This is a genomic window from Geodermatophilus saharensis, from assembly GCF_900188205.1.
In the GTDB taxonomy this organism is placed as follows: domain Bacteria; phylum Actinomycetota; class Actinomycetes; order Mycobacteriales; family Geodermatophilaceae; genus Geodermatophilus; species Geodermatophilus saharensis.
In genome coordinates this window covers 171,966-192,591 of sequence record NZ_FZOH01000005.1, presented here as the reverse complement: position 1 = coordinate 192,591, position 20,626 = coordinate 171,966, and the positions used below count along the sequence as shown (strand labels likewise).

The 20,626-nt window shown below is 77.0% G+C and carries 23 protein-coding genes and 1 pseudogene; 9 read left to right on the top strand and 15 right to left on the bottom strand.

The window, feature by feature from the left end; translation table 11 throughout:
- Positions 1 to 17 precede the first annotated feature (17 nt).
- Complete coding sequence (locus tag CHC04_RS14270; protein WP_245817215.1) at positions 18 to 1,124, top strand: spore photoproduct lyase family protein; 1,107 nt, start codon at positions 18 to 20, stop codon at positions 1,122 to 1,124.
- Between the two features lie 69 nt (positions 1,125 to 1,193).
- Here the strand turns inward: CHC04_RS14270 and CHC04_RS25435 are convergent.
- Positions 1,194 to 1,721: pseudogene (locus CHC04_RS25435) on the bottom strand (DUF6766 family protein); the annotation flags it as partial.
- Between the two features lie 89 nt (positions 1,722 to 1,810).
- On the opposite strand from CHC04_RS25435, the gene CHC04_RS14260 reads away from it, so the two are divergent.
- The 3 genes from CHC04_RS14260 to CHC04_RS25345 are packed head-to-tail and all read left to right on the top strand — an operon-like array spanning position 1,811 to position 3,700.
- Entirely contained in the window at positions 1,811 to 3,313 is a 1,503-nt protein-coding gene (locus tag CHC04_RS14260) for a phytoene desaturase family protein (protein WP_089404762.1), read from the top strand.
- Between the two features lie 19 nt (positions 3,314 to 3,332).
- Positions 3,333 to 3,461: a hypothetical protein gene (locus CHC04_RS25350; RefSeq protein WP_281252240.1), complete on the top strand. Its 129-nt coding sequence runs from the start codon at positions 3,333 to 3,335 to the stop codon at positions 3,459 to 3,461.
- A complete protein-coding gene (locus CHC04_RS25345; protein ID WP_281252239.1) occupies positions 3,425 to 3,700 on the top strand; it encodes a mycothiol transferase in 276 nt (91 codons plus the stop codon). Before CHC04_RS25350 ends, CHC04_RS25345 begins: the two co-directional genes overlap by 37 nt.
- Positions 3,701 to 3,710: 10 nt before the next feature.
- Here CHC04_RS25345 and CHC04_RS14250 read toward each other — a convergent pair whose 3' ends face one another.
- From CHC04_RS14250 to CHC04_RS14225, 6 genes are all read right to left on the bottom strand, one after another.
- A complete protein-coding gene (locus CHC04_RS14250) occupies positions 3,711 to 5,168 on the bottom strand; it encodes a hypothetical protein (protein ID WP_089404613.1) in 1,458 nt (485 codons plus the stop codon).
- 9 nt (positions 5,169 to 5,177) lie between these two features.
- Entirely contained in the window at positions 5,178 to 6,704 is a 1,527-nt protein-coding gene (locus CHC04_RS14245) for a leucyl aminopeptidase family protein (RefSeq protein WP_089404612.1), read from the bottom strand.
- A gap of 89 nt (positions 6,705 to 6,793) precedes the next feature.
- Positions 6,794 to 6,961, bottom strand: coding sequence for a DUF3117 domain-containing protein (locus CHC04_RS14240; protein ID WP_012947303.1), 168 nt, complete (start codon positions 6,959 to 6,961; stop codon positions 6,794 to 6,796).
- Between the two features lie 117 nt (positions 6,962 to 7,078).
- Entirely contained in the window at positions 7,079 to 7,627 is a 549-nt protein-coding gene (locus CHC04_RS14235; protein ID WP_245817211.1) for a DNA-3-methyladenine glycosylase I, read from the bottom strand.
- 29 nt (positions 7,628 to 7,656) lie between these two features.
- The gene (locus tag CHC04_RS14230; RefSeq protein ID WP_176450011.1) at positions 7,657 to 8,550 is read right to left on the bottom strand and encodes a DUF222 domain-containing protein; all 894 of its coding nucleotides are present in this window, start codon (positions 8,548 to 8,550) and stop codon (positions 7,657 to 7,659) included.
- Between the two features lie 358 nt (positions 8,551 to 8,908).
- Positions 8,909 to 9,799 (bottom strand): DMT family transporter, encoded by an 891-nt coding sequence (locus CHC04_RS14225; protein WP_089404609.1) that lies wholly within the window; start codon positions 9,797 to 9,799, stop codon positions 8,909 to 8,911.
- 70 nt (positions 9,800 to 9,869) lie between these two features.
- Between CHC04_RS14225 and CHC04_RS14220 the strand changes: the two genes are divergently transcribed.
- On the top strand, positions 9,870 to 10,205 hold the full coding sequence (locus CHC04_RS14220; protein ID WP_089404608.1) for a hypothetical protein: 336 nt from the start codon (positions 9,870 to 9,872) through the stop codon (positions 10,203 to 10,205).
- Between the two features lie 19 nt (positions 10,206 to 10,224).
- Here the strand turns inward: CHC04_RS14220 and CHC04_RS14215 are convergent, their stop codons facing one another.
- On the bottom strand, positions 10,225 to 11,040 hold the full coding sequence (locus tag CHC04_RS14215; RefSeq protein WP_217897368.1) for a MerR family transcriptional regulator: 816 nt from the start codon (positions 11,038 to 11,040) through the stop codon (positions 10,225 to 10,227).
- A 108-nt stretch (positions 11,041 to 11,148) separates the two neighbouring features.
- On the opposite strand from CHC04_RS14215, the gene CHC04_RS14210 reads away from it, so the two are divergent.
- Positions 11,149 to 11,616, top strand: coding sequence for a DUF2243 domain-containing protein (locus tag CHC04_RS14210; protein ID WP_217897367.1), 468 nt, complete (start codon positions 11,149 to 11,151; stop codon positions 11,614 to 11,616).
- Complete coding sequence (locus tag CHC04_RS14205) at positions 11,613 to 12,362, top strand: cytochrome c oxidase assembly protein (RefSeq protein ID WP_245817209.1); 750 nt, start codon at positions 11,613 to 11,615, stop codon at positions 12,360 to 12,362. The genes CHC04_RS14210 and CHC04_RS14205 overlap by 4 nt, the downstream gene beginning before the upstream one ends.
- On the opposite strand, the gene CHC04_RS14200 is transcribed toward CHC04_RS14205, so the two are convergent.
- Genes CHC04_RS14200 through CHC04_RS14180 form a run of 5 tightly spaced genes read right to left on the bottom strand, consistent with a single transcriptional unit; the run spans position 12,329 to position 16,271 of the window.
- On the bottom strand, positions 12,329 to 12,817 hold the full coding sequence (locus tag CHC04_RS14200) for an SRPBCC family protein (RefSeq protein ID WP_089404606.1): 489 nt from the start codon (positions 12,815 to 12,817) through the stop codon (positions 12,329 to 12,331). The two genes, CHC04_RS14205 and CHC04_RS14200, sit on opposite strands and share 34 nt — an antisense overlap.
- Entirely contained in the window at positions 12,810 to 13,220 is a 411-nt protein-coding gene (locus CHC04_RS25340; RefSeq protein WP_089404605.1) for a DivIVA domain-containing protein, read from the bottom strand. The genes CHC04_RS14200 and CHC04_RS25340 overlap by 8 nt, the downstream gene beginning before the upstream one ends.
- A gap of 8 nt (positions 13,221 to 13,228) precedes the next feature.
- Positions 13,229 to 14,071 carry an LOG family protein gene (locus CHC04_RS14190; RefSeq protein ID WP_089404604.1) on the bottom strand — a complete coding sequence of 281 codons (843 nt, stop codon included), beginning with the start codon at positions 14,069 to 14,071 and terminating at the stop codon, positions 13,229 to 13,231.
- Entirely contained in the window at positions 14,068 to 15,174 is a 1,107-nt protein-coding gene (dapE, locus tag CHC04_RS14185; protein WP_089404603.1) for a succinyl-diaminopimelate desuccinylase, read from the bottom strand. Before dapE ends, CHC04_RS14190 begins: the two co-directional genes overlap by 4 nt.
- A gap of 11 nt (positions 15,175 to 15,185) precedes the next feature.
- Complete coding sequence (locus CHC04_RS14180) at positions 15,186 to 16,271, bottom strand: LacI family DNA-binding transcriptional regulator (protein ID WP_089404602.1); 1,086 nt, start codon at positions 16,269 to 16,271, stop codon at positions 15,186 to 15,188.
- 29 nt (positions 16,272 to 16,300) lie between these two features.
- Between CHC04_RS14180 and CHC04_RS14175 the strand changes: the two genes are divergently transcribed.
- Together CHC04_RS14175 and dapD are read left to right on the top strand one after the other, a co-directional pair.
- Entirely contained in the window at positions 16,301 to 17,512 is a 1,212-nt protein-coding gene (locus CHC04_RS14175) for an MFS transporter (protein ID WP_089404601.1), read from the top strand.
- A gap of 10 nt (positions 17,513 to 17,522) precedes the next feature.
- Positions 17,523 to 18,497, top strand: coding sequence for a 2,3,4,5-tetrahydropyridine-2,6-dicarboxylate N-succinyltransferase (gene dapD, locus CHC04_RS14170; protein ID WP_089404600.1), 975 nt, complete (start codon positions 17,523 to 17,525; stop codon positions 18,495 to 18,497).
- 77 nt (positions 18,498 to 18,574) lie between these two features.
- On the opposite strand, the gene CHC04_RS14165 is transcribed toward dapD, so the two are convergent.
- Together CHC04_RS14165 and CHC04_RS14160 are read right to left on the bottom strand one after the other, a co-directional pair.
- Positions 18,575 to 19,387: a class I SAM-dependent methyltransferase gene (locus CHC04_RS14165; RefSeq protein WP_089404599.1), complete on the bottom strand. Its 813-nt coding sequence runs from the start codon at positions 19,385 to 19,387 to the stop codon at positions 18,575 to 18,577.
- A gap of 61 nt (positions 19,388 to 19,448) precedes the next feature.
- The gene (locus CHC04_RS14160; RefSeq protein WP_089404598.1) at positions 19,449 to 20,549 is read right to left on the bottom strand and encodes an alpha/beta fold hydrolase; all 1,101 of its coding nucleotides are present in this window, start codon (positions 20,547 to 20,549) and stop codon (positions 19,449 to 19,451) included.
- Positions 20,550 to 20,626 lie beyond the last annotated feature (77 nt).

Genomic DNA, 20,626 nt, shown 5'->3' with positions numbered 1-20,626 from the left:
CGGGCGCTGCACCTGCCGTGACCGCCGCGCTGCCGCCGTCCGCCGTCCCGGCACCCGTCCCCTCCCCCACCCGCCTGCTCGACGTGCGCACCGTCTACGCCGAGCCCGCCGCCCTCGAGTCCGCGCGCGGCCGCGAGGTGCTCGCCCGGTTCCCGGGCGCCGAGGTGGTCGAGGTGCCCTCGCACTGGCAGATCCCGGAGCTCAACGGCAACGCGGGCAACGTCGAGCGCTGGGTGCGGGTGAAGACCGAGACGCTGGTGCTCGGGGTGAAGAAGTCGCTGTCGGCCCGGCCGAACAGCCGCTCGTCGAACTGGATCGCCCCGTCGACGGCGAACGGCTGTGCGATGGCCTGTGCCTACTGCTACGTCCCGCGGCGCAAGGGCTACGCCAACCCGATCACCGTGTTCACCAACATCGAGCAGATCACCGGCTACCTGCGGCGGCACGTGGCCCGGCAGGGCGCCAAGACAGAGCCCGACCAGTGCGACCCGGTGAGCTGGGTCTACGACATCGGCGAGAACAGCGACTGCTCGGTGGACGCGCTGGTCAGCGACAACGTGGCCGACCTGGTGGCCACCTTCCGCGGGCTGCCGACCGCCAAGGCGTCCTTCGCCACCAAGTACGTCAACCGGCAGCTGCTCGACCTCGACCCGCAGGGCCGCACCCGCGTCCGGTTCTCGCTGATGCCCGACGCCGACTCGAAGGTGATCGACGTCCGGACCAGCCGCGTGCCCGACCGCATCGCCGCCGTCGACGACTTCGTCGAGGCCGGCTACGAGGTGCACCTCAACCTCTCGCCGGTGGTGCTGCGCGAGGGGTGGGAGGCCGACTGGGCCGACCTGCTGCGCCGCCTCGACGACACCCTCTCCCCCGCCGCCAAGGCCCAGGCCGCGGCCGAGGTGATCATGCTGACCCACAACCGGGACCTGCACGAGGTCAACCTCGGCTGGCACCCCAGGGCCGAGGACCTGCTGTGGCGGCCGGACCTCCAGCAGCCCAAGCGCAGCCAGAACGGCCAGTGGAACGTGCGCTACCGCAACGGCGTGAAGCGGGCCGGCGTCGAGCGGCTGCAGGAGCTCATCGCCCACCACGCGCCGTGGCTGCGCGTCCGCTACGCCTTCTAGCCCGTCTCGCCGGCCGAGGTAGCCGACCCAGCTGACCGGATCGGCGTGCGACCGCAGCTGCCCGGTGTCGTACGCCGTCCACCCGGCGATCGACGTCGCCGCCCAGGTGAGCAGGAACAGCGCGCCCACCAGCAGGCCCAGCGAGCGGGAGAACGCGCCGGCCCGCCAGCCGCCGGCGCGCACCCACGACGGCGAGTCGGCGCGGGCGTGCGCGCCCGTCCGCTGGTCCTCGTCGCTCTCGGTGCCGACCTGGTGGGGCTCCTTCGACTCCGCCGAGCCGCGCTGGACCAGCCACACCGTCGCGAACACGTAGAGGAAGAACTTCAGGTACTCCGACTGCCGGTTCTCCATGACGTCGACGGCGAACGACGACGAGGTGACGTACCTGGCCAGCGACACCGGGTCGAGCCCCTGGGCGAGGCGACTCGTCGGGCAGGCGCTCGCCGGCGCCGCCGAGGAGAGCGAGCACCACCTGCTCCACGGCGGGCAGGTGCACGTCGGAGCACCCGCTGACCAGCAGGACCCCGAGGACCGGCCACACCGCCGAGGCACGCACGGGCCGCCTCCTCCGCCCGCGAGACCGCGTCTGCTCCGCATCCAGGACCGATCCTGTTCCGCGCCCGGTGGTCCCACCACCGCTGGTGATCACCCGTTCGGGTCGCGCCGGCGCGCACTACGGTGACCGGGTGGCTCGGGTGGTGGTCGTCGGCGCGGGCCTGGGCGGTCTCGCGGCGGCCGCGCGGCTGGCCGCCTCCGGGCACCGGGTGACGGTGCTGGAGCAGTCCGACGACGTCGGCGGCAAGCTCGGCTGGTACGAGCGCGACGGGCACGCCTTCGACACCGGCCCGAGCCTGGTCACGCTGCCGCAGGTGCTGCGCGACCTGTTCGACGCCACCGGCGGGCCGCTGGAGGACGCCGTCGACCTGGTCCGGCTCGACCCCGCGGTCGACTACCGGTTCGCCGACGGCACCCGGCTGGCCGTCCCCGGGCACCTCGACGACGTCCCCGCCGCGCTCGACGACGCGCTGGGCGGCGACGCCGGCGCGCAGTGGCGGGCGCTGCTCGACCGCGCCGAGGCGATGTGGGCGATCACCGAACAGCCCTTCCTGCGCTCCCCGCTGCGCGGCGCGGCGACCCTCGCCCGGCTGGCCCGCGACCCCTCCGACGTCGGCACCGTGGCGCCGTGGCAGACGCTGCGCGGCCTGGGCGCCCGCCACCTGCGCGACCCGCGGCTGCGGGTGCTGCTCGACCGCTACGCCACCTACTCCGGCTCCGACCCCCGCCGCGCCCCGGCGGTGCTGGCCACCGTGCCGTGGGTGGAGCAGGCCTACGGCTCCTGGTACGTCCGCGGCGGGCTGCACCGGCTGGCCACCGCGGTGGCCGACCGGGCCCGCGAGCGCGGGGCGCAGGTGCACACCGGCACCCCGGTGCGGCGGGTGCTCAGCGACGGCGGCCGGGTCTCGGGCGTGGAGCTGGCCGACGGCGGGGAGGTCACCGCCGACGTCGTCGTCTCCGGCGCCGACGCCACCGCGCTCTACGCCGGGCTGCTGCCGCCGAGCCGCCGCACCCGGGCGGTGCGGCGCGGGCTGACGCGGGCCACGCCCTCGCTGTCGGGGTTCGTGCTGCTGCTGGCGCTGCGCGGCCGCACGCCCGGCCTCGCGCACCACACCGTCGCCTTCCCCGCCGACTACGACGCCGAGTTCGACGCCGTCTTCGGCACCGGCCGGCACCGGGGCGTCCCGTGCCCGGTGCCCGACCCGACGGTCTACGTCAGCGCACCCGACGACCCCGCCACCCGGCCCGACGACGACAGCGAGTCGTGGTTCGTGCTGGTCAACGCACCGCGGCACGACCCCGACGCCGGCGTCGACTGGGACGCCCCCGGCCTGGCCGACCGGTACGCCGGCCGGGTGCTGGAGGTCATGGCCGCCCGCGGACTCGACGTGCGCGACCGGGTGCGCTGGTGCGTGGCCCGCACACCGGCCGACCTCGCCCGTGAGACCGGCGCCGTCGGCGGCTCGATCTACGGCACGTCGAGCAACGGCGCCCGCGCGGCGTTCCTGCGGCCGGGCAACGCCGCGCCGGTGCGCGGCCTGTACCTGGTCGGCGGCTCCTCCCACCCCGGCGGCGGGCTGCCGCTGGTGACCCTGTCGGCCGAGATCGTCGCGGGGCTGGTCGGACCGGCCTGAGCGCGTGGGAGGGCCCCCGGTGCACACCGACCCGCCCGAGAACGCGTCCGAGACGCTGCTGCAGAAGACCTGGGCCGTCGAGCGCTTCGCCGGGCAGCCGGTCCCCGAGCCGTGGTCCGGCGTCGACTGGGACGCCACGCCCGGCTGACGACGGACCCCCTCCCCCGCCCTCGCAGGCACGCGGCGGGCTCCTGCAGGGGGCCGCCGGCGCACCGACGCGGTGGTCGCGGTCGCGGGGACCTCGGCGCGCTGTCGGCCGTGCCGCGGAGGACCGGCACCGCGTCCAGCCTGCGGTGGATGCTGCTGCACCTGCTGGAGGGGACCGCCCGGCACAACGGGCACACCGACCTGCTGCGCGAGGCGGTCGACGGCGTCGTCGGCGAGTGAGCCGCCCGGGTCAGCCGCGGGCGGCGCCCACGCCGAGCACCGCGGCCAGACCGAGCGCGCTGCGCGGCGCGTAGGCCGCGCGCCACAGCCCGCCGTGGACGGCGGCGTGGGCCTCGTCCTGCCACGGGTGGTCGTGCCGCGGGCCGCCGCCGGTGTGCAGGTCGTGGACCAGCAGCGCGGCCATGAGCACGTTGGACGTCGCCGGCTCGAACACCTCGACGCCGAAGCGGTGCGCGCCGGCGTAGGCGGCGGCCAGCGCGCGGTTCTTGAGCACCGAGCGGGTGCGGGTGGGCGGCGCGACGTTCAGCGACACGGTCGTGCCGGCCGCCCGCGCGACCGTGGCCCGCCACCGCTGCAGGCGCTTGGCCAGCGCGTAGTTGGGGCCCTGCTGCGGCACCAGCGCGTCGTGCAGGCCGGGGTCGGCGCCGGGCACGTAGCCGCGCTGCAGCAGCCGGCCGGCCGACAGCGTCCGCAGCGGCCGGCCCAGCAGCTTGCCGACCCGCGAGCGCCCCTCGTAGGCGTGCACCGACTGCGCGACGGCGTCGGCGGGGACGGCGAAGACGTCGGTGGGCGTGGCGAGGAAGGCCAGCGCGGCCTCGGGCCGGGCGGCCTGCACCCGCAGGGTCAGCGCGTCGACGGCGGCCGACACGCGGACGTTGGTGGCGCCGTCGGCGTAGACGTAGTTGCCGAGCACCGGCTCGCCGGGCAGCCCGGCGAGCCAGTCGGCGACGGCCGGCACCTCGCGCACCAGGTCGGCGCCGGCGCCGTCGGGCAGGTCGCCGCCGGCGGTGGGCACCAGCAGCGTCCCGGCGCCGCGGCGGGCGGTGTCGAGGACCCGGCGCCACAGGTCGGGCCGGGGCAGGTCGACCGCGGCGACGGTGGCGCCCCAGCGCAGCAGCGCGGTGAGCGGCCCCATCTCCGCGCCCGCGCCGAGGACGGCCACGGTGCGGCCGGGCAGCGCCAGCCACTCGGGGTGCGCGGCGACCTCGCGCACCGCCGCGGCCGCCGTCGGCTCCAGGACCCCGCACTCCACCCAGGTGTCCAGCCGCCGGGACAGGTCCTCGCCGCCGAGCCGGCGGCCGTGGAAGGGCAGCGTGAACGCGCGCTCGGGCTCGCCCTGGCCGGTGACCTCGGTGGTGTGCAGGGCCCGGCCGGCCGGTGCGGTGAGCAGCCGGTCCAGCGGCTGCTCACCCTCCTCCCCGGCGACCCGCAGCCGGCCGTGGACGGCGTCGAGCCCGGCACCGGCGATGGTGCGGGCCGCCTCCGGCGAGGCGAGCCCGGCCTCGACCAGTCGGCGGAAGTGGGTGAGGTAGCCGGCTCGCCAGTTGGTCTCCCGCTCGGCCGCGCGGGCGCCGACCGGGTCGACCGGGCGCAGCGCGTCGGCCACCACCGCCCGCCCGACCGCCGCGGTGCTGCGCCGCCCGTCGGGGCCGGCCGGGAAGACGACACCGCTGTCGTCGGTGCTCATGGGGCTCCCTCAGTGGGTGGTGGCCGGCGCGGGGTCGACCGGCGCTCCGGCCTCGAGCCAGCGCAGCAGCGTCCGCGCGCCGAACCCGGTGCCGCCCTTGACCACCTCGGCGTCGTCGGACGCGGCCCGGGCCGGACCGGCGACGTCGAGGTGGGCCCAGGGCAGGTCCCCGGCGAAGGGCCGCAGGAAGATCGCGGCCGTGGTGCCGCCGGGGTTGCCGGGGGCGTTGTTCGCGTCGGCGACGTCGCTGTGCAGCAGCTCGGCGTACTCCTCGGCCAGCGGCATCCGCCACACCTGCTCGCCGGCGTGCAGCGCGGCGGTGCCCAGCGCGCCGGCCAGCCCGTCGGTGGTGGCGTAGAGGCCGGCGGTGCGGGTGCCGAGCGCGACCTTCATGGCGCCGGTGAGCGTGGCGACGTCGACGAGCACGGTGGCGCCCAGCGACAGCCGCGCGTGGGCGAGGCCGTCGGCGAGCACCATGCGCCCCTCGGCGTCGGTGTTCTGCACCTCGGTGGTGCGCCCGCCGACGTGCCGCACGACGTCGGCCGGGCGGTAGGACGACCCCGAGACGGCGTTCTCGGCGGCGGGGACGACGGCGGTCACCGCGACCGGCAGCTCGAGGCGGGCGGCGGCGTCGAGCGCGGCGAGGACGGCGGCGCCCCCGGCCATGTCGGTCTTCATCTCGCGCATGCCGGCGTTGGGCTTGATCGAGATGCCGCCGGTGTCGAAGGTGATGCCCTTGCCGACCAGCACGGGGTGCGACGCGCCGGCGCCGGGCGGCGCGTAGGAGGCGATGACCAGCCGCGGCGGGGACGCCGAGCCGCCGCCCACGGCCAGGACGCCGCCGAAGCCGCCGGCGGCGAGCTCCTCGGGGCCGAGCACGGTGACGGTGACGTGCGGCAGGCCGGCGAGGCGCTCGACGGCCTGCCCGGCCAGCCAGGCTGGGTCCTTGGTGTTGCTGGGCGTGTTGACGAGGTCGCGGGCCCACGCGACGGCGTGGCCGGTGACCTCGCCGGCGCGGGCGGCGGCGGCCACGGCGGGGTCGGCCGCGTCGGTGGCGACGACGGCGACGGTGGCCAGCCGCGGCGGGTGCGGCTTGGACGTCTCGCGGAAGCGGTAGCCGCCGAGCAGCGCGGCCTCGACGGCGGCCCGCACCTCGTCGGCGCCGGCCGGGGCCAGGGCGGTGTCGAGGGGCAGCACCAGCCGGGTGGCGCCGTGCTCGGCGAGGGTCTGCGCGCGGCGGACGGCGGTGGCGACGTAGCTGCGCAGGTGCGGGAGGGTGCCGTCGCCGATCCCGACGGCGACGACGCTGCGCGGACGGCGGCCGGCGACCGGCAGGTTCGTGACGGTGCCGGGACGCCCGGTGTTGCCGGTGTCGGCCAGCGCACCGGCCAGCAGCCGGCCCGGGACCGCCGGGAGGGTGCCGAACGCCGGCGAGGTCAGCCAGGGCGGCAGCGTGGCGTCGGTGCCGACCGGGACGGCAAGGACGTCGTCCTCGCCGAGCCGGGGCAGGGAGGTCAGCAGGTCGACCCGCGGCAAGGGTGCGGCCCCGGTCGCCGGCGTGCTGCCGGCGGCCGGGGCCGCGTCGTCCTGCGCGGGGCTGCCCGAGGGCAGGCTCGCGGAGGCGTTCAGCTGGTCGCGCCCTTCAGGGCCTCGGAGAGCGCTGCGGCCTCGTCCGGCGACAGCTCGACGACCAGGCGGCCACCACCCTCGAGCGGCACCCGCATGACCAGGCCGCGCCCCTCCTTGGTGACCTCCAGGGGACCTTCACCCGTGCGCGGCTTCATGGCCGCCATGCGTGCCTCCTTCGCCGGCCACCCGCCGCCCTCTGCGGCAGCGGTGTGGCTGTTCCTCGGTGCTGAGCTCTCGGGACATGATCCCGTATCCCCGCCGCGGGACCAACAGGAGCCCCTTCAGGGGGTCGCCCGGAAGCAGGTCGCCACGTGGTCGTCGACCATGCCGGTGGCCTGCATGAGCGCGTAGGCGGTCGTCGGGCCGACGAACACGAAACCGCGCCGCTTGAGCTCCTTGGCCATCGCCGTGGATTCCGGGCTGGTGGCCGGGACGTCGGCCAGTGTCGCCGGGCGGGGCCTCGGCGCGGTGGGCGCGAAGGACCACAGCAGGTCCGACAGCCCCTCCGGGACCTGCTGAGCCGCGCGGGCGTTGCGGACCGCGGCGGCGATCTTGGCGCGGTTGCGCACGATGCCGGCGTCGGCCATCAGCCGCGCCTCGTCGTCGGGGGTGAACTCGGCGACCGCGTCGATGGAGAAGCCGGCGAACGCCGCCCGGAAGGCGGGGCGCTTGCGCAGGATGGTGATCCAGGACAGGCCGGACTGGAACGCCTCGAGGGTGAGCCGCTCGAACAGCGCGTCGTCGCCGCGGAGCGGGAAGCCCCACTCCTCGTCGTGGTAGCGCTGGTACTCCGGCGAGCTGTCCCCCCACCCGCAGCGCACCCTGTCCACCCTGCCGACGCTAGCGCCGCCCGACGACGTCATGCCGCTGGGACCAGCGGTGTGGGGGTGGCGATCCGGGTGCCGTCGGGTCTGTACGTGTGCCACCGGCCGGCGGGTTGTCGTGCGACCCGGAAGCCGTGGTGGTCGGCCCTCGCGTAGGGGCCCGCCGCGAGCTGGCGAGGGACGCGGGGGTCCTTCCACCAGTGCACCAGGTGGTGCACGCCCGCCCGGTGAGTCGGCGCCGAGCAGCCGGTGAACACGCAGCCGCCGTCGCGGAGCTCGACCGCGCGGCGCAGCTGCCGGCTGACCAGCCGCCGGCTTCTGCCGAGGTCGAGCGGAACCCCGTCGGGGCCGGACACCACCCGGGAGATGGCCCCGTCGCAGGCCAGCCACCGCGCGCGGGCGGCGGAGATCACCGCTCCGAAGCCCATGCTGGCCGCGCCCGCGCCGGGAGACGGGTCGGCCAGGTCGTCGAGGCCCACCCGCACCGCCACGTGCGGCTTCACCGTCCGCAGCGTCGGCAGCGACCCAGCGGCCAGGGCGTTGTCGGCCAGCTGCACCAGGGCATCGCCCTGCCGCTGCGCTCTCGTGCGCTCGTCGCCGGCGGGGCGGTCGTGCTGCACGAACGGCTCCAGCGCCGCCTGCAGCTTCTCCCCACCCACCGCGTCCCGGTGCCCGCGGAAGCTCAGCGACCCGTCACCGTGCCTCGACAGGGTCAACGACCGACCCTCGGTCGGATCCGGTTCGGGACCGTCGGGATCCAGGGCCTGCGCGTAGCGCCGGACCACCGCCACCTGCGCGGCGTGCTCCTGCTCGACGGCCACCCCGGTGAGCACCCCGTCGACCTCGCCGAGGTCGACCCCGGCGGCGGCGACCGCCGCTGCGGGGTGACCAGCCCGGCGGCCTCGGCGACCTGCTCGGCGCTCACCCACCCGGCGTCGTGGGCCTCGGCCAGGGCGGGCAGGTGCTCCAGCGCCCGCCCGTTGCCGACGAGCCGGGACGCCACCGCAGCCGACAGCCGGCAGTGCCCGCGCAGCCACGAGGCCATGCTCTTCATCCCGTCCCGCTCCGGCGCCTGCGACAGCTCCGCCGCCCGCACCCGGCGGGCCAGGGCGGCGTCGGTCCGGTTGCGCTCGGCCAGCAGCGCGGCGACGTCGTCGAGGACGTCGTCACCGGCCTGCCACCCAGTCGAACATGTACGAAGACCACCGCGACGAAAGCCTCTCTGCGGCCCACCCCCTCAGGTGACAGGCTTGTCCACAGGTTCCGCGCGTGCCTTGACGGATGCGCTCAGGGCACCGGGGACTCCACCGGGACCGGCGCCGGGGCGTTGCGCCGGGTGGCGAGCACGCAGCCCACGAGGACCAGCGGAAGCCCCACCGCCAGACCCAGGGTGAACGGCTCGTCGAGCAGCAGGACCCCGGCGACGACGGCGACCGCCGGGTTGACGAACGTGATCACCAGCGCGCGCTGCGGGCCGGCCTCGCGGATCAGCGCGAAGAACAGCACCAGCGCCAGCGCCGTGCAGACGACGCCCAGCGCCGCCATCGACCCGAGCGCCCGCGGCGACGCCGTCGTCAGCTCACCGAGCCGGGGCAGCGCGAACGGCGCGTAGACCACCGCGGTGACCACCAGCGCGACCGCGCTGACCGTCACCCCGGAGAGGTCGCCGAGCGCGCGGCTGGCCACCAGCGGCGCCGTGCCGTACCCGATGACGACGAGGACGACGGCCAGCACCGGCAGCAGCGCGATGCCCTCGACGTCGAACCCGAGCAGCGCGGCGATGCCGAGGACGCCGAGCCCCATGCCCGCCAGCCGGACCGGGGTCAGCCGCTCCTCGTCGCCGAGCAGCCGCGCGGCCAGCGCGGCGACGAACGGCACCGACGCCACCAGCAGCCCGGTCAGCGAGCTCGACAGCGTCACCTCGGCGTAGGACAGCAGCAGCCAGGGCGCGGTCATCTCCAGCACGGTGAACAGCAGCAGCGCACGCCAGTGCCGCAGCGCCGCGCGGACCCGGCCGCGCGCCAGCACCCAGGGCAGCAGCAGCGCCGCCCCGAGGGCGCACCGCGCGAAGACGAGGACGACCGGCGACACCTCGTCGACGGCGACCTTGATCAGCAGGTACGGCACGCCCCAGATGACCGACATCGCCAGGAACAGCACCCACCCGCGACGACTCACCGCGACATCCTCACCGATGCGGCGGACCTTCCCGTTGCCATCCCCGCCGAGCGGCGCTGGACTCGGTGCCGTGGACCCCGGTCAGCGCTTCGACCTCCTGGTGGAGGCCCTCGCCACCCGCCCCGGTGTCGGCCCGCCGGGCGCGGGCGGGCGCACCGGCTTCGGCTCGGCCGCGCTCACCGTCGACGGGTCGATCTTCGCGATGGTCGTCGGCGGCGCGCTGGTGTTCAAGCTGCCGCGGCACCGCGTCGAGGGCCTGGTCGCGGCCGGCACCGGGCTGCCGTTCGCGGCGGCCAACGGCACCCCGATGCGGGAGTGGGTCGCCCTGGACCACGGCACGCCGGAGTCCGACCTCGCCCTCGCCGAGGAGGCCATGGCGTTCGTGGCCTCGCGCCGGCGCACCTGAGGAGGCGCACCCGGTCGGGTCAGGCCACCGGCCAGGCCACCTCCACGTGCGGCTCGTCGGGGGCCACGTCGCGGGCGGACAGGTAGACCTCCGCCGGGCTGCCCGCGCGCTCCAGGCCCCGGGCGTCCACCCAGGCACCCACCGCGTCGTAGGCCCGCAGGATGCCGGGGAACTCCGCCTCCCCGCGGGACAGGCAGGTGACCGCCTCCCGCCCGGCCGGCTGCAGCCGGATCCGCAGGTCCCCGGCCGGCTCGACCCGGCCGGTGAACGGCCGCACCACCTCCACCGGGCCGTCGCCGTCCTCGGTGACCATGCCGTGGTAGACCACGCGCAGCGGGCCGGCGGGCACCGCGCCCGACCGCGCCAGGTGCGCGTCGATCTCCTCCCCCGCCCCGCTGATGAAGCCCTCGAGCTCGTCCACGGTCAGCCGCCGCTCGGCGGTCAGCACCGGCTGCTCGGCCACCTCGCGCAGGTACACCTCGTGCACGTCGCCCTCCTCGTCGTCGTCCGGTCCCACGGTCAGGGCGGACACCCACGTCCGGCGCCGCCGGAGGTCCTCCTCCACGCCGTCCCACCACCGCGCCACCGCGGCCCGCCGGGCCGCCGGCTCCAGGTCGACGACGTCCCGGACCCGCGCCAGCGGCATGCCGGCGCGGCGCAGGGCGGCGATGAGGCGGGCCCGGTCCACCTGCCCGGCCGCGTAGCCGCGGTGGCCGGTCCAGGGGTCGACGGCGTCGGGCACCAGCAGCCCCTGCTCGGCGTAGAGCCGCAGCGCCTTGGCCGACAGCCGGGTGCGGCGCAGGAACTCCCCGGGCCGCAGCAGGTCTCCGCTCACGGACCCGAGCCTGCGCCATGCCCCAGGGGCCGGGTCCAGCCGGAGCCGCCGGTTTCCCCCCGCGGCCGCGCGGGCAGCGCCCGGGGACCCCAGACGACGGGAGGCCCCGTGGCCGACGCACTCCCCCGCCCCCCGGCCCGCCGGCGGCTGCTGGTCTCCGGTCTGCTGCTGGGGCTGGGCACCGCCGGCGCGGTCGACGAGATCGTGTTCCACCAGCTGCTGCACTGGCACCACTTCTACGACCGGGCCAGCGGCGCGGCCGGCCTGGTCTCCGACGGCGTGCTGCACGCCGGCACGTTCTCCGCCGCCGTCGCGGGCATGGCACTGCTGGCCGACGCCCGCCGCCGCGGCCCGTTCCTGCCGGCGCTGTGGTGGGGCGCGGTGCTCACCGGCGCCGGCGCGTTCCAGGTGTGGGACGGCGTGGTGCACCACAAGCTGCTGCGGCTGCACCAGGTCCGCTACGGCGTCGACCTGACCGGCTACGACGTCGGCTGGATCGTCCCCGGTGCCCTCCTGCTCGGGGCCGGGCTGGTCCTGCTGCTGCGCGCCCGGGCCCGGCCCACGCCCGTCCGGTGACCGCCGCCGCGCTGCTCGCCGCCGCCCTCCTGGCCGGGGTCTACGTCGGCGCCACCTGGCGCTGTCGCAGCCCCTGGCCGCTGGCCCGCGCGGCGGCCTGGCTGGCCGGCGTGGCGACCGCCGCCGTCGCCGTCGCCGGGCCGCTGGCGGTGCACGGCGACCTGCGCGCGCACATGGCCGGGCACCTGCTGCTGGGCATGGTGGCGCCGCTGCTGCTGGTCCTCGGCACCCCGGTGACGCTGGCGCTGCGGGCGCTGCCGACGCCGGCCGCCCGGCGGCTCAGCCGGCTGCTGCGCACCGCGGCGCTGCGGTGGCTCACCGACCCGCTCGTCGCCGTCCCGCTCAACGCCGCGGGGCTGTGGGTGCTCTACGGCACCGGCCTGCACGCGGGGACCGCGCACGCCCCCGGGCTGACCGCGCTCGTCAGCGCCCACCTGCTGGTCAGCGGGTACCTCGCCACCGCCGCGGTGCTGGCCGTCGACCCCGCGCCGCACCGCCGCGGCGTGGGCGTCCGCGCCGGGGCGCTGGCCGCCGGCGCCGCCGCGCACGACGTGCTCGCCAAGGTGCTCTACGCGCACCCGCCGGCGGGGGTCGCCGGCGCCGAGGACGGCGCGCGGCTCATGTACGACGGCGGCACGGTGGTCACCCTCGTCACCGCGGCGCTGCTGTGGCGCCGCTGGTACACCGGCCGGGAGGCAGTGCGGGCCGCGGCTCAGCCCGCGGTGGTGGCGTCCGAGGCGGCGTAGCGGGCGAAGCGGCGCAGCGAGAGCCGGAACCCGAGGACGACGAACGGCTTCACCAGCGGCCAGCCCAGCCGCCCGAGGATCCCGAACGGCAGGTACAGCCGCTCGGTCCACACCAGGTCCGTGCCGTGCGGAGCGGGCGTGAGGTCGAAGATCCCGGGGCCGCGCACGATCCGGCCGGTGTGCTGGACGACCACGTGGTGCGGGGGGTCCCACTCGGTGACGACCATGGTGTCGAGGACGCCCAGGTGCCGGACGCTGCCGTGCCGGCCGCGCCGCCACGGCAGCGGGACGCCGGTGCGCGCGGCCAGCCGGACGCCGATGCCCTCGTCGTGCGGGGTGACCACCTCGACGTCGGTGGCCAGCATCCAGCGGCCCTGGGCCCGCCAGTCGGTGAGCACCGCCCACACCCGCTCCGGCGGGGCCGCCACCGCGACCGGCAGCACCAGCTCAGGCACCGTTGCGCACCCCCTCGTCCACGGACGGTCCTTCGTCGCCGGGCCCGCCGCCGGATGCGCCGTCGTCCGGCGGGAGGCCGGGGTCGGTGTCGGCGTCGGCGGCCCGCGCCGGACGACGGTCGCGGAGCGCGGCGATCACCTCGTCGCGCTCCTCGAGCGCCTGGGCCAGCTGCTCGAGCAGCCAGTCCACCTCGCTCATCCGGTAGCCGCGCACCGCCACCGACACCTGCAGCGAACGGACGTCGGCGCCGGTCACCGGGCGGTCGTCGGGCAGCTCGACCGGCGAGCGGTCCAGCTCCGCCGGCGGCTGGGTCTCCCCGCGCCCCAGCAGCAGCGAGCCGCCGAGGAACAGCAGCGCCCCGACGACGGCGACCGCGGCGACCCCGACGAGGGCCGACAGCACCGGCGCCCTCAGCCCTCGACCGGCTCGACCGGCGGGCTCAGCGGGGCGCGCATCCCGCCGCCGCCGTCGCCCCCGGCGCGGGCGGTCTCCGCCTCCCGGATGCGTGAGAGCACCTCGTCGACGTCGTCGGTGACGGTGAACAGGTCGAGGTCGCGAGCGCTGATCGTGCCCGACTCGAGCAGGCTGCCGCGGATCCAGTCGACCAGCCCGCCCCAGTACTCCGTGCCGAAGAGCACCACCGGGAAGCGGGTGACCTTGCGGGTCTGGACCAGCGTGAGCGCCTCGAACAGCTCGTCGAGCGTGCCGAAGCCGCCGGGGAGGATGACGAAGGCCTGCGCGTACTTCACGAACATCGTCTTGCGGACGAAGAAGTAGCGGAAGCTGATGCCGACGTCGACCCACTCGTTGAGCTCCTGCTCGAACGGCAGCTCGATGCCCAGGCCCACCGACAGCCCGCCGGCCTCCGACGCGCCGCGGTTGGCCGCCTCCATGGCGCCGGGCCCGCCGCCGGTGATGACGGCGTAGCCGGCCTGCGCCAGGGCCGCGCCGATCCGCACGCCGGCGGCGTAGTGCGGGTGGTCGGGCTTCGTGCGGGCGCTGCCGAACACGCTGACCGCCCGCGGCAGCTCGGCGAGCAGGCCGAAGCCCTCGACGAACTCGCTCTGGATGCGCAGCACGCGCCACGGGTCGGTGTGCACCCAGTCGGTCGGCCCGCGCCGGTCGAGCAGGCGCTGGTCGGTCGTCGTCCCGACCGTCTGCGGGTCCGGCTCGCCGCCGCGCAGCAGGACCGGCCCGCGGTGGCGGGTCGGCCGGGGCTTGCGCGCGCCGTCGGGCGGAGGGGTGGTCGTCATGCGCTGTCTCCGGACAGGTAGGCGGTCAGGGCGTCCTCGGCCGGCTGCAGCCGCTCGACCAGGACGGACTCCTCGCGGGTGTGCGCGAGCTGCGGGTCCCCGGGGCCGTAGTTGACCGCCGGGATGCCCAGCGCCGCGAACCGGGCGACGTCGGTCCAGCCGAGCTTGGCCCGCGCGGGGCGGCCGACGGCGGCGACGAAGGCCGCGGCCGCGGGCTCGGTCAGCCCGGGCGGGGCGCCGCCGGCGTTGTCGGTGACGGTCAGCGTGGCGCCGGCGGCGAGCGCGTCGGCGAACACCTCGCGCACGTGGGCCTCGGCGGCGTCCTCGTCCCGGTCGGGCGCGTAGCGGAAGTTGACGGTCACCCGGCACAGGTCGGGGACGACGTTGCCCGCGACCCCGCCCTCGACGCGGACGGCGTTGAGGCCCTCGCGGTAGGTGCAGCCGTCGATCTCCACCTCGCGCGCCTCGTACGCGGCCAGCGTGGCCAGGACGCCGGCGGCGCCGTGGATCGCGTTCACGCCCAGCCAGCTGCGCGCCGAGTGGGCCCGGTGGCCGCGGACCTCGAGCTCCGCGCGCAGCGTGCCCTGGCAGCCGGCCTCGATCTCGCCGTCGGTGGGCTCGAGCAGGACGGCGAGGTCGCCGTAGAGCCAGCCGCGCCGCTCGCGGACCACCCGGCCCAGCCCGCTCTTGACCGACTCGACCTCCTCGTTGTCGTAGAAGACGAACGTCAGGTCGTGCGCGGGCTCGGCGCCGGGGACGCCGAAGCGGCCGGCCAGCCGCAGCATGACCGCGTCACCGGACTTCATGTCGCTGGTGCCGCAGCCGAGGAGCCGGCCGCCCTCGAGCCGGCTGGGCACGTTGTCGGCGATCGGGACGGTGTCGAGGTGCCCGGCCAGCACGATGCGGGTGTCGCGGCCGAGCGTGGTGCGGGCGAGCACGGTGTCGCCGACCCGCTCGACCTCCAGGCCGCCCAGCGCCCGCAGCGCGGCCTCGACGGCGTCGGCCAGCGCGCGCTCGTCCCCGGACACCGAGGGGGTGTCGACCAGCGCGCGGGTGAGGGTCAGGACGTCGGCGGAGAGGTCGAGGCCGGGCCGACTGGTCACGGTGCCCGAGCCTACGGCCGGGGAGCCGGGGACCGCGGCACGGCGCCGGGCGGGGCGCTCGAGCCCCGCACGACCAGCTCGGTCGGCAGGGTCGCCGGCTGCGGGTCCTCACCGGCGAGCAGCGCCAGCAGCTGCTCGCCGACCAGGAGGCCCTTGTCCCGCAGCGGCTGGCGCACGGTGGTCAGCCCGGCACGTGCGGCGGCCGGGGTGTCGTCGAAGCCGGTCACCGTGAGGTCGCCGGGCACGGCCAGACCGGCGTCCGCGGCGGCCTGCACGACGCCCAGCGCCAGCTCGTCGCTCATCGCCAGCACCGCCGTCGGCCGGCCGGGGAGCAGCGCTGGCAGGGCGCGGACGCCGTCGGCGTGGGTGTTGTGCGCGCACTCGTGCACCGGCACGTCGGCCCAGTCGAGCCCGGCCGCCTCGACCGCGGCCCGGTACCCGGCCAGCCGGTCGCGGGTGACGGTGAAGGTGGCGTGCTGCTGGCGGGCGGCGTCGGCCGGTCCCTCCGCCCCGTCCGCGGACAGCTCGAAGGCGACCACCGCCAGCCGCCGGTGGCCCAGGCCCAGCACGTGTTCGGCGACCGCCCGCGCGCCGGCCTCGTCGTCGACCCGGACGCCGGGGACGCCGCGCAGGTCGGGCTGGTCGACGGTGACCAGCGGCAGCCCGCGCTCGCGGACGGCGGCCAGCGCGGGGTCGCCGTCGGGCAGGGAGTAGGCGACGACGGCGTCCACGACGGCCGAGCGCACCGCCTCGGGTGGCGGCCCGCCACCGGTGCGGGCGCCGGGCAGGACGAGCAGCGCCAGGCCCTCGTCCTCGACCGCCTCGGCCAGCCCGTCGAGGAAGACCGCGGCGGCGGGGTCGCTGAAGGCGTAGCCGAGCCGGTCGCCGAGCAGCACGCCCAGCGAGCCGGACCGGCCGCGGCGCAGCGCGCTGCCCGCCGGGCTCGGCCCGGGGTAGCCGATCCGGGCCGCGGTGGCCAGCACCCGCTCCCGCACCTCGCCGCTGAGCTGGTCGGGCCGGTTGTAGGCGTTCGACGCCGTCGAGCGGCTGACCCCGGCCGCGGCCGCGAGGTCGCGCAGGGTCGGTCGTCGTGGCACGGCGGCAGGTTACGACCTACGCTGGCAGCATGGTTCTGGATCGATCCAGAGAGCAGGTCGCGGGCGCTCGCGCCGCCGTCTCCGCCGTCTTCTTCCTCAACGGCGTGGTGTTCGCCAACTGGGTCACCCGGATCCCGGCGGTGAGCGACCGCACCGGCGCCACACCGGGCGCGCTGGGGCTGGCTCTGCTGTGCATCGCCGTCGGCTCGATCCTCGCCATGTCCCTGGCGGGCCGGGCCGTCGACCGGTACGGCTCGGCCCGGGTCACCGTGGTCACCGGCCTGGCGACGGCGGCCGCGGTCACCCTGCCGGGACACGTGACCGACGTCGTCGCGCTCGGGGCCGTGCTGTTCGTCTACGGCGCCGTCTTCGGGGTCCTCGACGTGGCGATGAACGTCGGGGCGGTGCAGGTCGTGCGCAGCTCGGGACGACCGCTCATGCCCTCGTTCCACGCGGCGTTCAGCCTCGGTGGGCTGGCGGGCGCCGGCACCGGGGCCCTCGCCGCCGGGGCCGGGGTGCCGCCGGCGGTGCACCTGGGCCTGGTCGGCGCGGTGGCCGCGGCCGGCGTCGTGGCCGTGGCCTCCCGGCTGCCGGCCGACGAGCCCGAGGAGCGCCCGGAGGGGTCCGCCGGCGGCAGCGCGTGGCGGCACCGCGGGATCTGGGTGTTCGGCCTGATCGCGTTGTTCGCCGCCTTCAGCGAGGGCGCGATGGCCGACTGGACGGCGCTGTTCCTCCGCGACGAGGCCGGCGCGGGCGACGGCCTGGCCGCGCTGGGCTACGCCGCCTTCGCGCTGAGCATGACCGTGGCCCGGCTGGCCGGGGAGTGGCTGCTCGCCCGGGTCGGGCGGGCCCGCGCGCTGGCCGGCTCGGGGGTGCTGGCCACCGCCGGCGTGCTGCTCGCCGTCGTGGCGGCCAGCCCCGGGGCGGCGCTGGTCGGCTTCGGCCTGACCGGCCTGGGCCTGGCCACCGCGTTCCCGGTCGCCATGCAGGGCGGCGCCGAGGTGGTCCCCGGCGGCCGCGGGGTGTCGGCGGTGTCGGTGATCGGCTACGCGGGGTTCCTCGCCGGGCCGCCGCTGATCGGCCTGCTCGCCGAGGTCGTCACCCTGCGGTGGGCACTGGTCAGCGTGGCGGTGCTCAGCCTGCTCGGCGCCGTCGTCGGCGCCCGGGCCCCGCGGCCCCCGGTCACGGCGGGGGGCACAGCGGGCACGGCGGCCCGGCAGCCGGCGGAGTGCGCTCGGTAGCGTCGGGCGCGTGACCGCTCCCGCCCGCTCCGCCGTCGCCGCCGGTCTCGCGACCGTCACCACCTCCGGCACCGTCCTCGACACCTGGTACCCCGCGCCCGCGCTGGGCGGCGAGGGGCCGTCGGGCACGCAGCAGCTGGGCACCCTGGAGCTGGAGGGCGAGCTCGGCCCGGAGTTCTCGGGCCTGGTGCGCACCGACGACGCCCGCGGCGTGCAGGTGGTCGGCGTCCGGACCACCATCGCCGACCTCGCCGCCCCGCCGGCCGACACCCACGACGTCTACCTGCGGCTGCACCTGCTCTCGCACCGGCTGGTGCGCCCGCACGAGGTCGACACCGACGGCGTCTTCGGGCTGCTGGCCAACGTCGCCTGGACCAGCGCCGGGCCGGTGCTGGCCACCGAGCTCACCCCGGCCCGCCGCGCGGTGCTGCGGGCCGCCCACGGCAGCCTGACCGTGCTGTCGGTGGACAAGTTCCCGCGGATGGTCGACTACGTCGTCCCGCCGGGCGTGCGGGTCGCCGACGCCGACCGGGTGCGGCTGGGCGCGCACCTGGCCGAGGGGACGACGGTCATGCACGAGGGCTTCGTCAACTACAACGCCGGCACGCTGGGCCCGTCGATGGTGGAGGGACGCATCAGCGCGGGCGTCGTCGTCGGCGCCGACAGCGACGTCGGCGGCGGCGCCTCGATCATGGGGACGCTGTCCGGCGGCGGCAAGGAGGTCGTGTCCATCGGCCGCGGCTGCCTGCTCGGCGCGAACGCCGGCATCGGCATCTCCCTCGGCGACGACTGCGTCGTCGAGGCCGGCTGCTACGTCACCGCCGGCTCGCGGGTGACCCTGCCCGACGGCTCCGTGGTCAAGGCCCGCGAGCTCTCCGGCCGCGACGGCCTGCTGTTCCGCCGCAACAGCGTCACCGGCGCGCTGGAGGCGCTGCCCCGCACGGGCACCTGGGGCGAGCTCAACGCCGCTCTGCACGCCAACTGACGCCCTGGGGGTGCCTTTGTCGCGCTATTGGCACCGCCCCGAGGTGCCAATAGCGCGACAAAGGCACCCCCGGGGCATCAGGTCCGGCCGAGCGTGACGCGGACGTCCTGGTCGAAGCCGATGCGCCCGTCGTCGTGGCGGCAGCGCCGCAGGCGCCGGTAGACCTCCGCCCGGACGGCGTCCCGCTCGTCCTCGGGCACCAGCTCCCAGAAGGCCCGCTGACCGACCGACCACGACCAGGTGTGCCAGTGGTCCTCGTCGGTGAAGCGCACCGGCACGGTGAGGTGGGTGGTGCGCAGGTCCCCGAAGCCGGCGCCGCGCAGCAGGTCCTCGACGCCGGCGTCGGAGGAGAAGGGCCCGCTCGCGCCGCTCGTGCGCGCGTCCCGCAGCTGCGGCGGCAGGTAGGGGGTGAAGACGGCGTCGACGTCGCGCCACGCCTCGTCGTAGGGGCCGAACGTCGTCACCCCGACCCGGCCGCCGTCGACCAGCAGCGACCGCCAGGCCCGCAGCGCCGCGGCGGGATCGGGGAGGAAGAACAGCACCAGCGACGAGGCGACGACGTCGTAGGGGCCGCCACCGGGGTCCTCGGCGTCGGCGATCCGCACGTCGGCCGGGACCCCGGTCGCCTCGGCCGCCGCCCGCGCCCGCTCGACCATCCCCGGCGCCAGGTCCACACCCGTCACCGACCCGGTCGGGCCCACCCGCGCCGCGGCGCGCACCAGTACCGCACCCCGCCCGCAGCCGACGTCGAGGACCCGCTCCCCCGGCCGGGGGTCCAGCTCCGCGACCAGCCGCTCGGCGATCGGGCCGAACATCGCGACGCCCACGGCGTCGTACGTCGGCGCCGCCCGGTCGAAGACCCCGGCGACGCGCTCCCGCATCCCGTCCATGCGCCCTCCCGCAGGGATCGTCCTCCCGGGAGCCGCACCGGTGGGACGTTCCCGCCCCGCGTCAGGCGAGGTCGGCGGGCGCCGTCGCGTCGAGGTGCTCCAGCAGCGCGACGGCGAACTCCTGCGGCCGCTCGACGTGCGGGGAGTGCCCGACGCCGGGCAGCACGACCTCCCGGTAGGCGCCGCCGGCGGCCGCGTACCGGTCGAGCACCGCGCGGGTCTGGGCGACCATCGGCTGCGGGGGGCAGACCTCCGCGCCGGGCCAGCCGGGCACCGCGCCCAGCTGCCCCAGGAACGCCAGGTCGAACGCCGAGGTGTCGGAGACGATCGCGTCGGCGTCGCCGCGCACCCACAGCACCGGCGGCCGGACCGGCGAGTCGACGATCCCCGAGACGTCGAAGACGGTCGGCGCCATCGTGTTGAGCACCCCGCGGCGTCCCGGCGCCGTCCCGGGCCACGTGTCGCTGGGGACCGCGTCGCCCGGGTAGTGGTCCTCGCCGGTGCGGGTGGACAGCATCGCGGCGACGAACACGTCCTCGAGGGCCGGGTCCAGCGGCAGCGACCCCGGCGCCACGTAGAACGCACGCAGGATCGAGCGGGGGCTGGTCGGCGCGGCGTCGGAGGTGTCCCCGGCGGCCAGCGCCGCCACGAACTCCGGGTTGGCCGCTCCCCCGCCCGAGCCCGCGCCGTCGCCACCCAGCCGGCGGCCCTCCGGCCCGGCGGTCCCGCCGAAGCCGAACGGCGACACCGGAGCGACCAGGGTCACCGAGGCCACCCGCGACGGCGCGTCGAGCAGGTGCTGCAGGACGACGCCGGCGCCCATGCTCCAGCCGACCAGGTGCACCCGGTCCAGGCCCAGCGCGTCGACGAGCGCGGCCAGGTCGTCGGACCAGTCGCGCACGCCGCGGCCGGCGTCGATCGGCAGCGGGTCGGTGTCGCCGTAGCCGCGCAGGTCGACGGCGAGCACGCGGTGCCGGCCGGTCTCGTGCAGCGTCCGCAGCGTCGGCTGCCAGAACAGCGCCGAGCTCACGTTGCCGTGCACGAACAGCACCGCCTCGCCCGGTCCGGCGGGGTCGGTGCCCTCGGGGTGCAGCACGTTCTGCACCAGGCGGGCGGTGGGGACCCGGGTGGCGGTGACCCCGGGGAGCAGGACGTCGGCCATGGCGGTACTCCTCGAGGTGTCGGGCGGCGGGCACACGCTAGCGGGGACGGCGCGTCCGCCGGTGCGCCTCGCCGGTC

Coding starts and splice junctions, on each gene's coding strand:
- CHC04_RS14240 (WP_012947303.1), bottom strand. CDS start 6,961: ATGGCGGCCATGAAGCCGCGCACGGGTGAAGGTCCCCTGGAGGTCACC.
- CHC04_RS14165 (WP_089404599.1), bottom strand. CDS start 19,387: ATGGACGGGATGCGGGAGCGCGTCGCCGGGGTCTTCGACCGGGCGGCG.
- CHC04_RS14190 (WP_089404604.1), bottom strand. CDS start 14,071: ATGACGACCACCCCTCCGCCCGACGGCGCGCGCAAGCCCCGGCCGACC.
- CHC04_RS14250 (WP_089404613.1), bottom strand. CDS start 5,168: ATGAGCACCGACGACAGCGGTGTCGTCTTCCCGGCCGGCCCCGACGGG.
- CHC04_RS14175 (WP_089404601.1), top strand. CDS start 16,301: ATGGTTCTGGATCGATCCAGAGAGCAGGTCGCGGGCGCTCGCGCCGCC.
- CHC04_RS14160 (WP_089404598.1), bottom strand. CDS start 20,549: ATGGCCGACGTCCTGCTCCCCGGGGTCACCGCCACCCGGGTCCCCACC.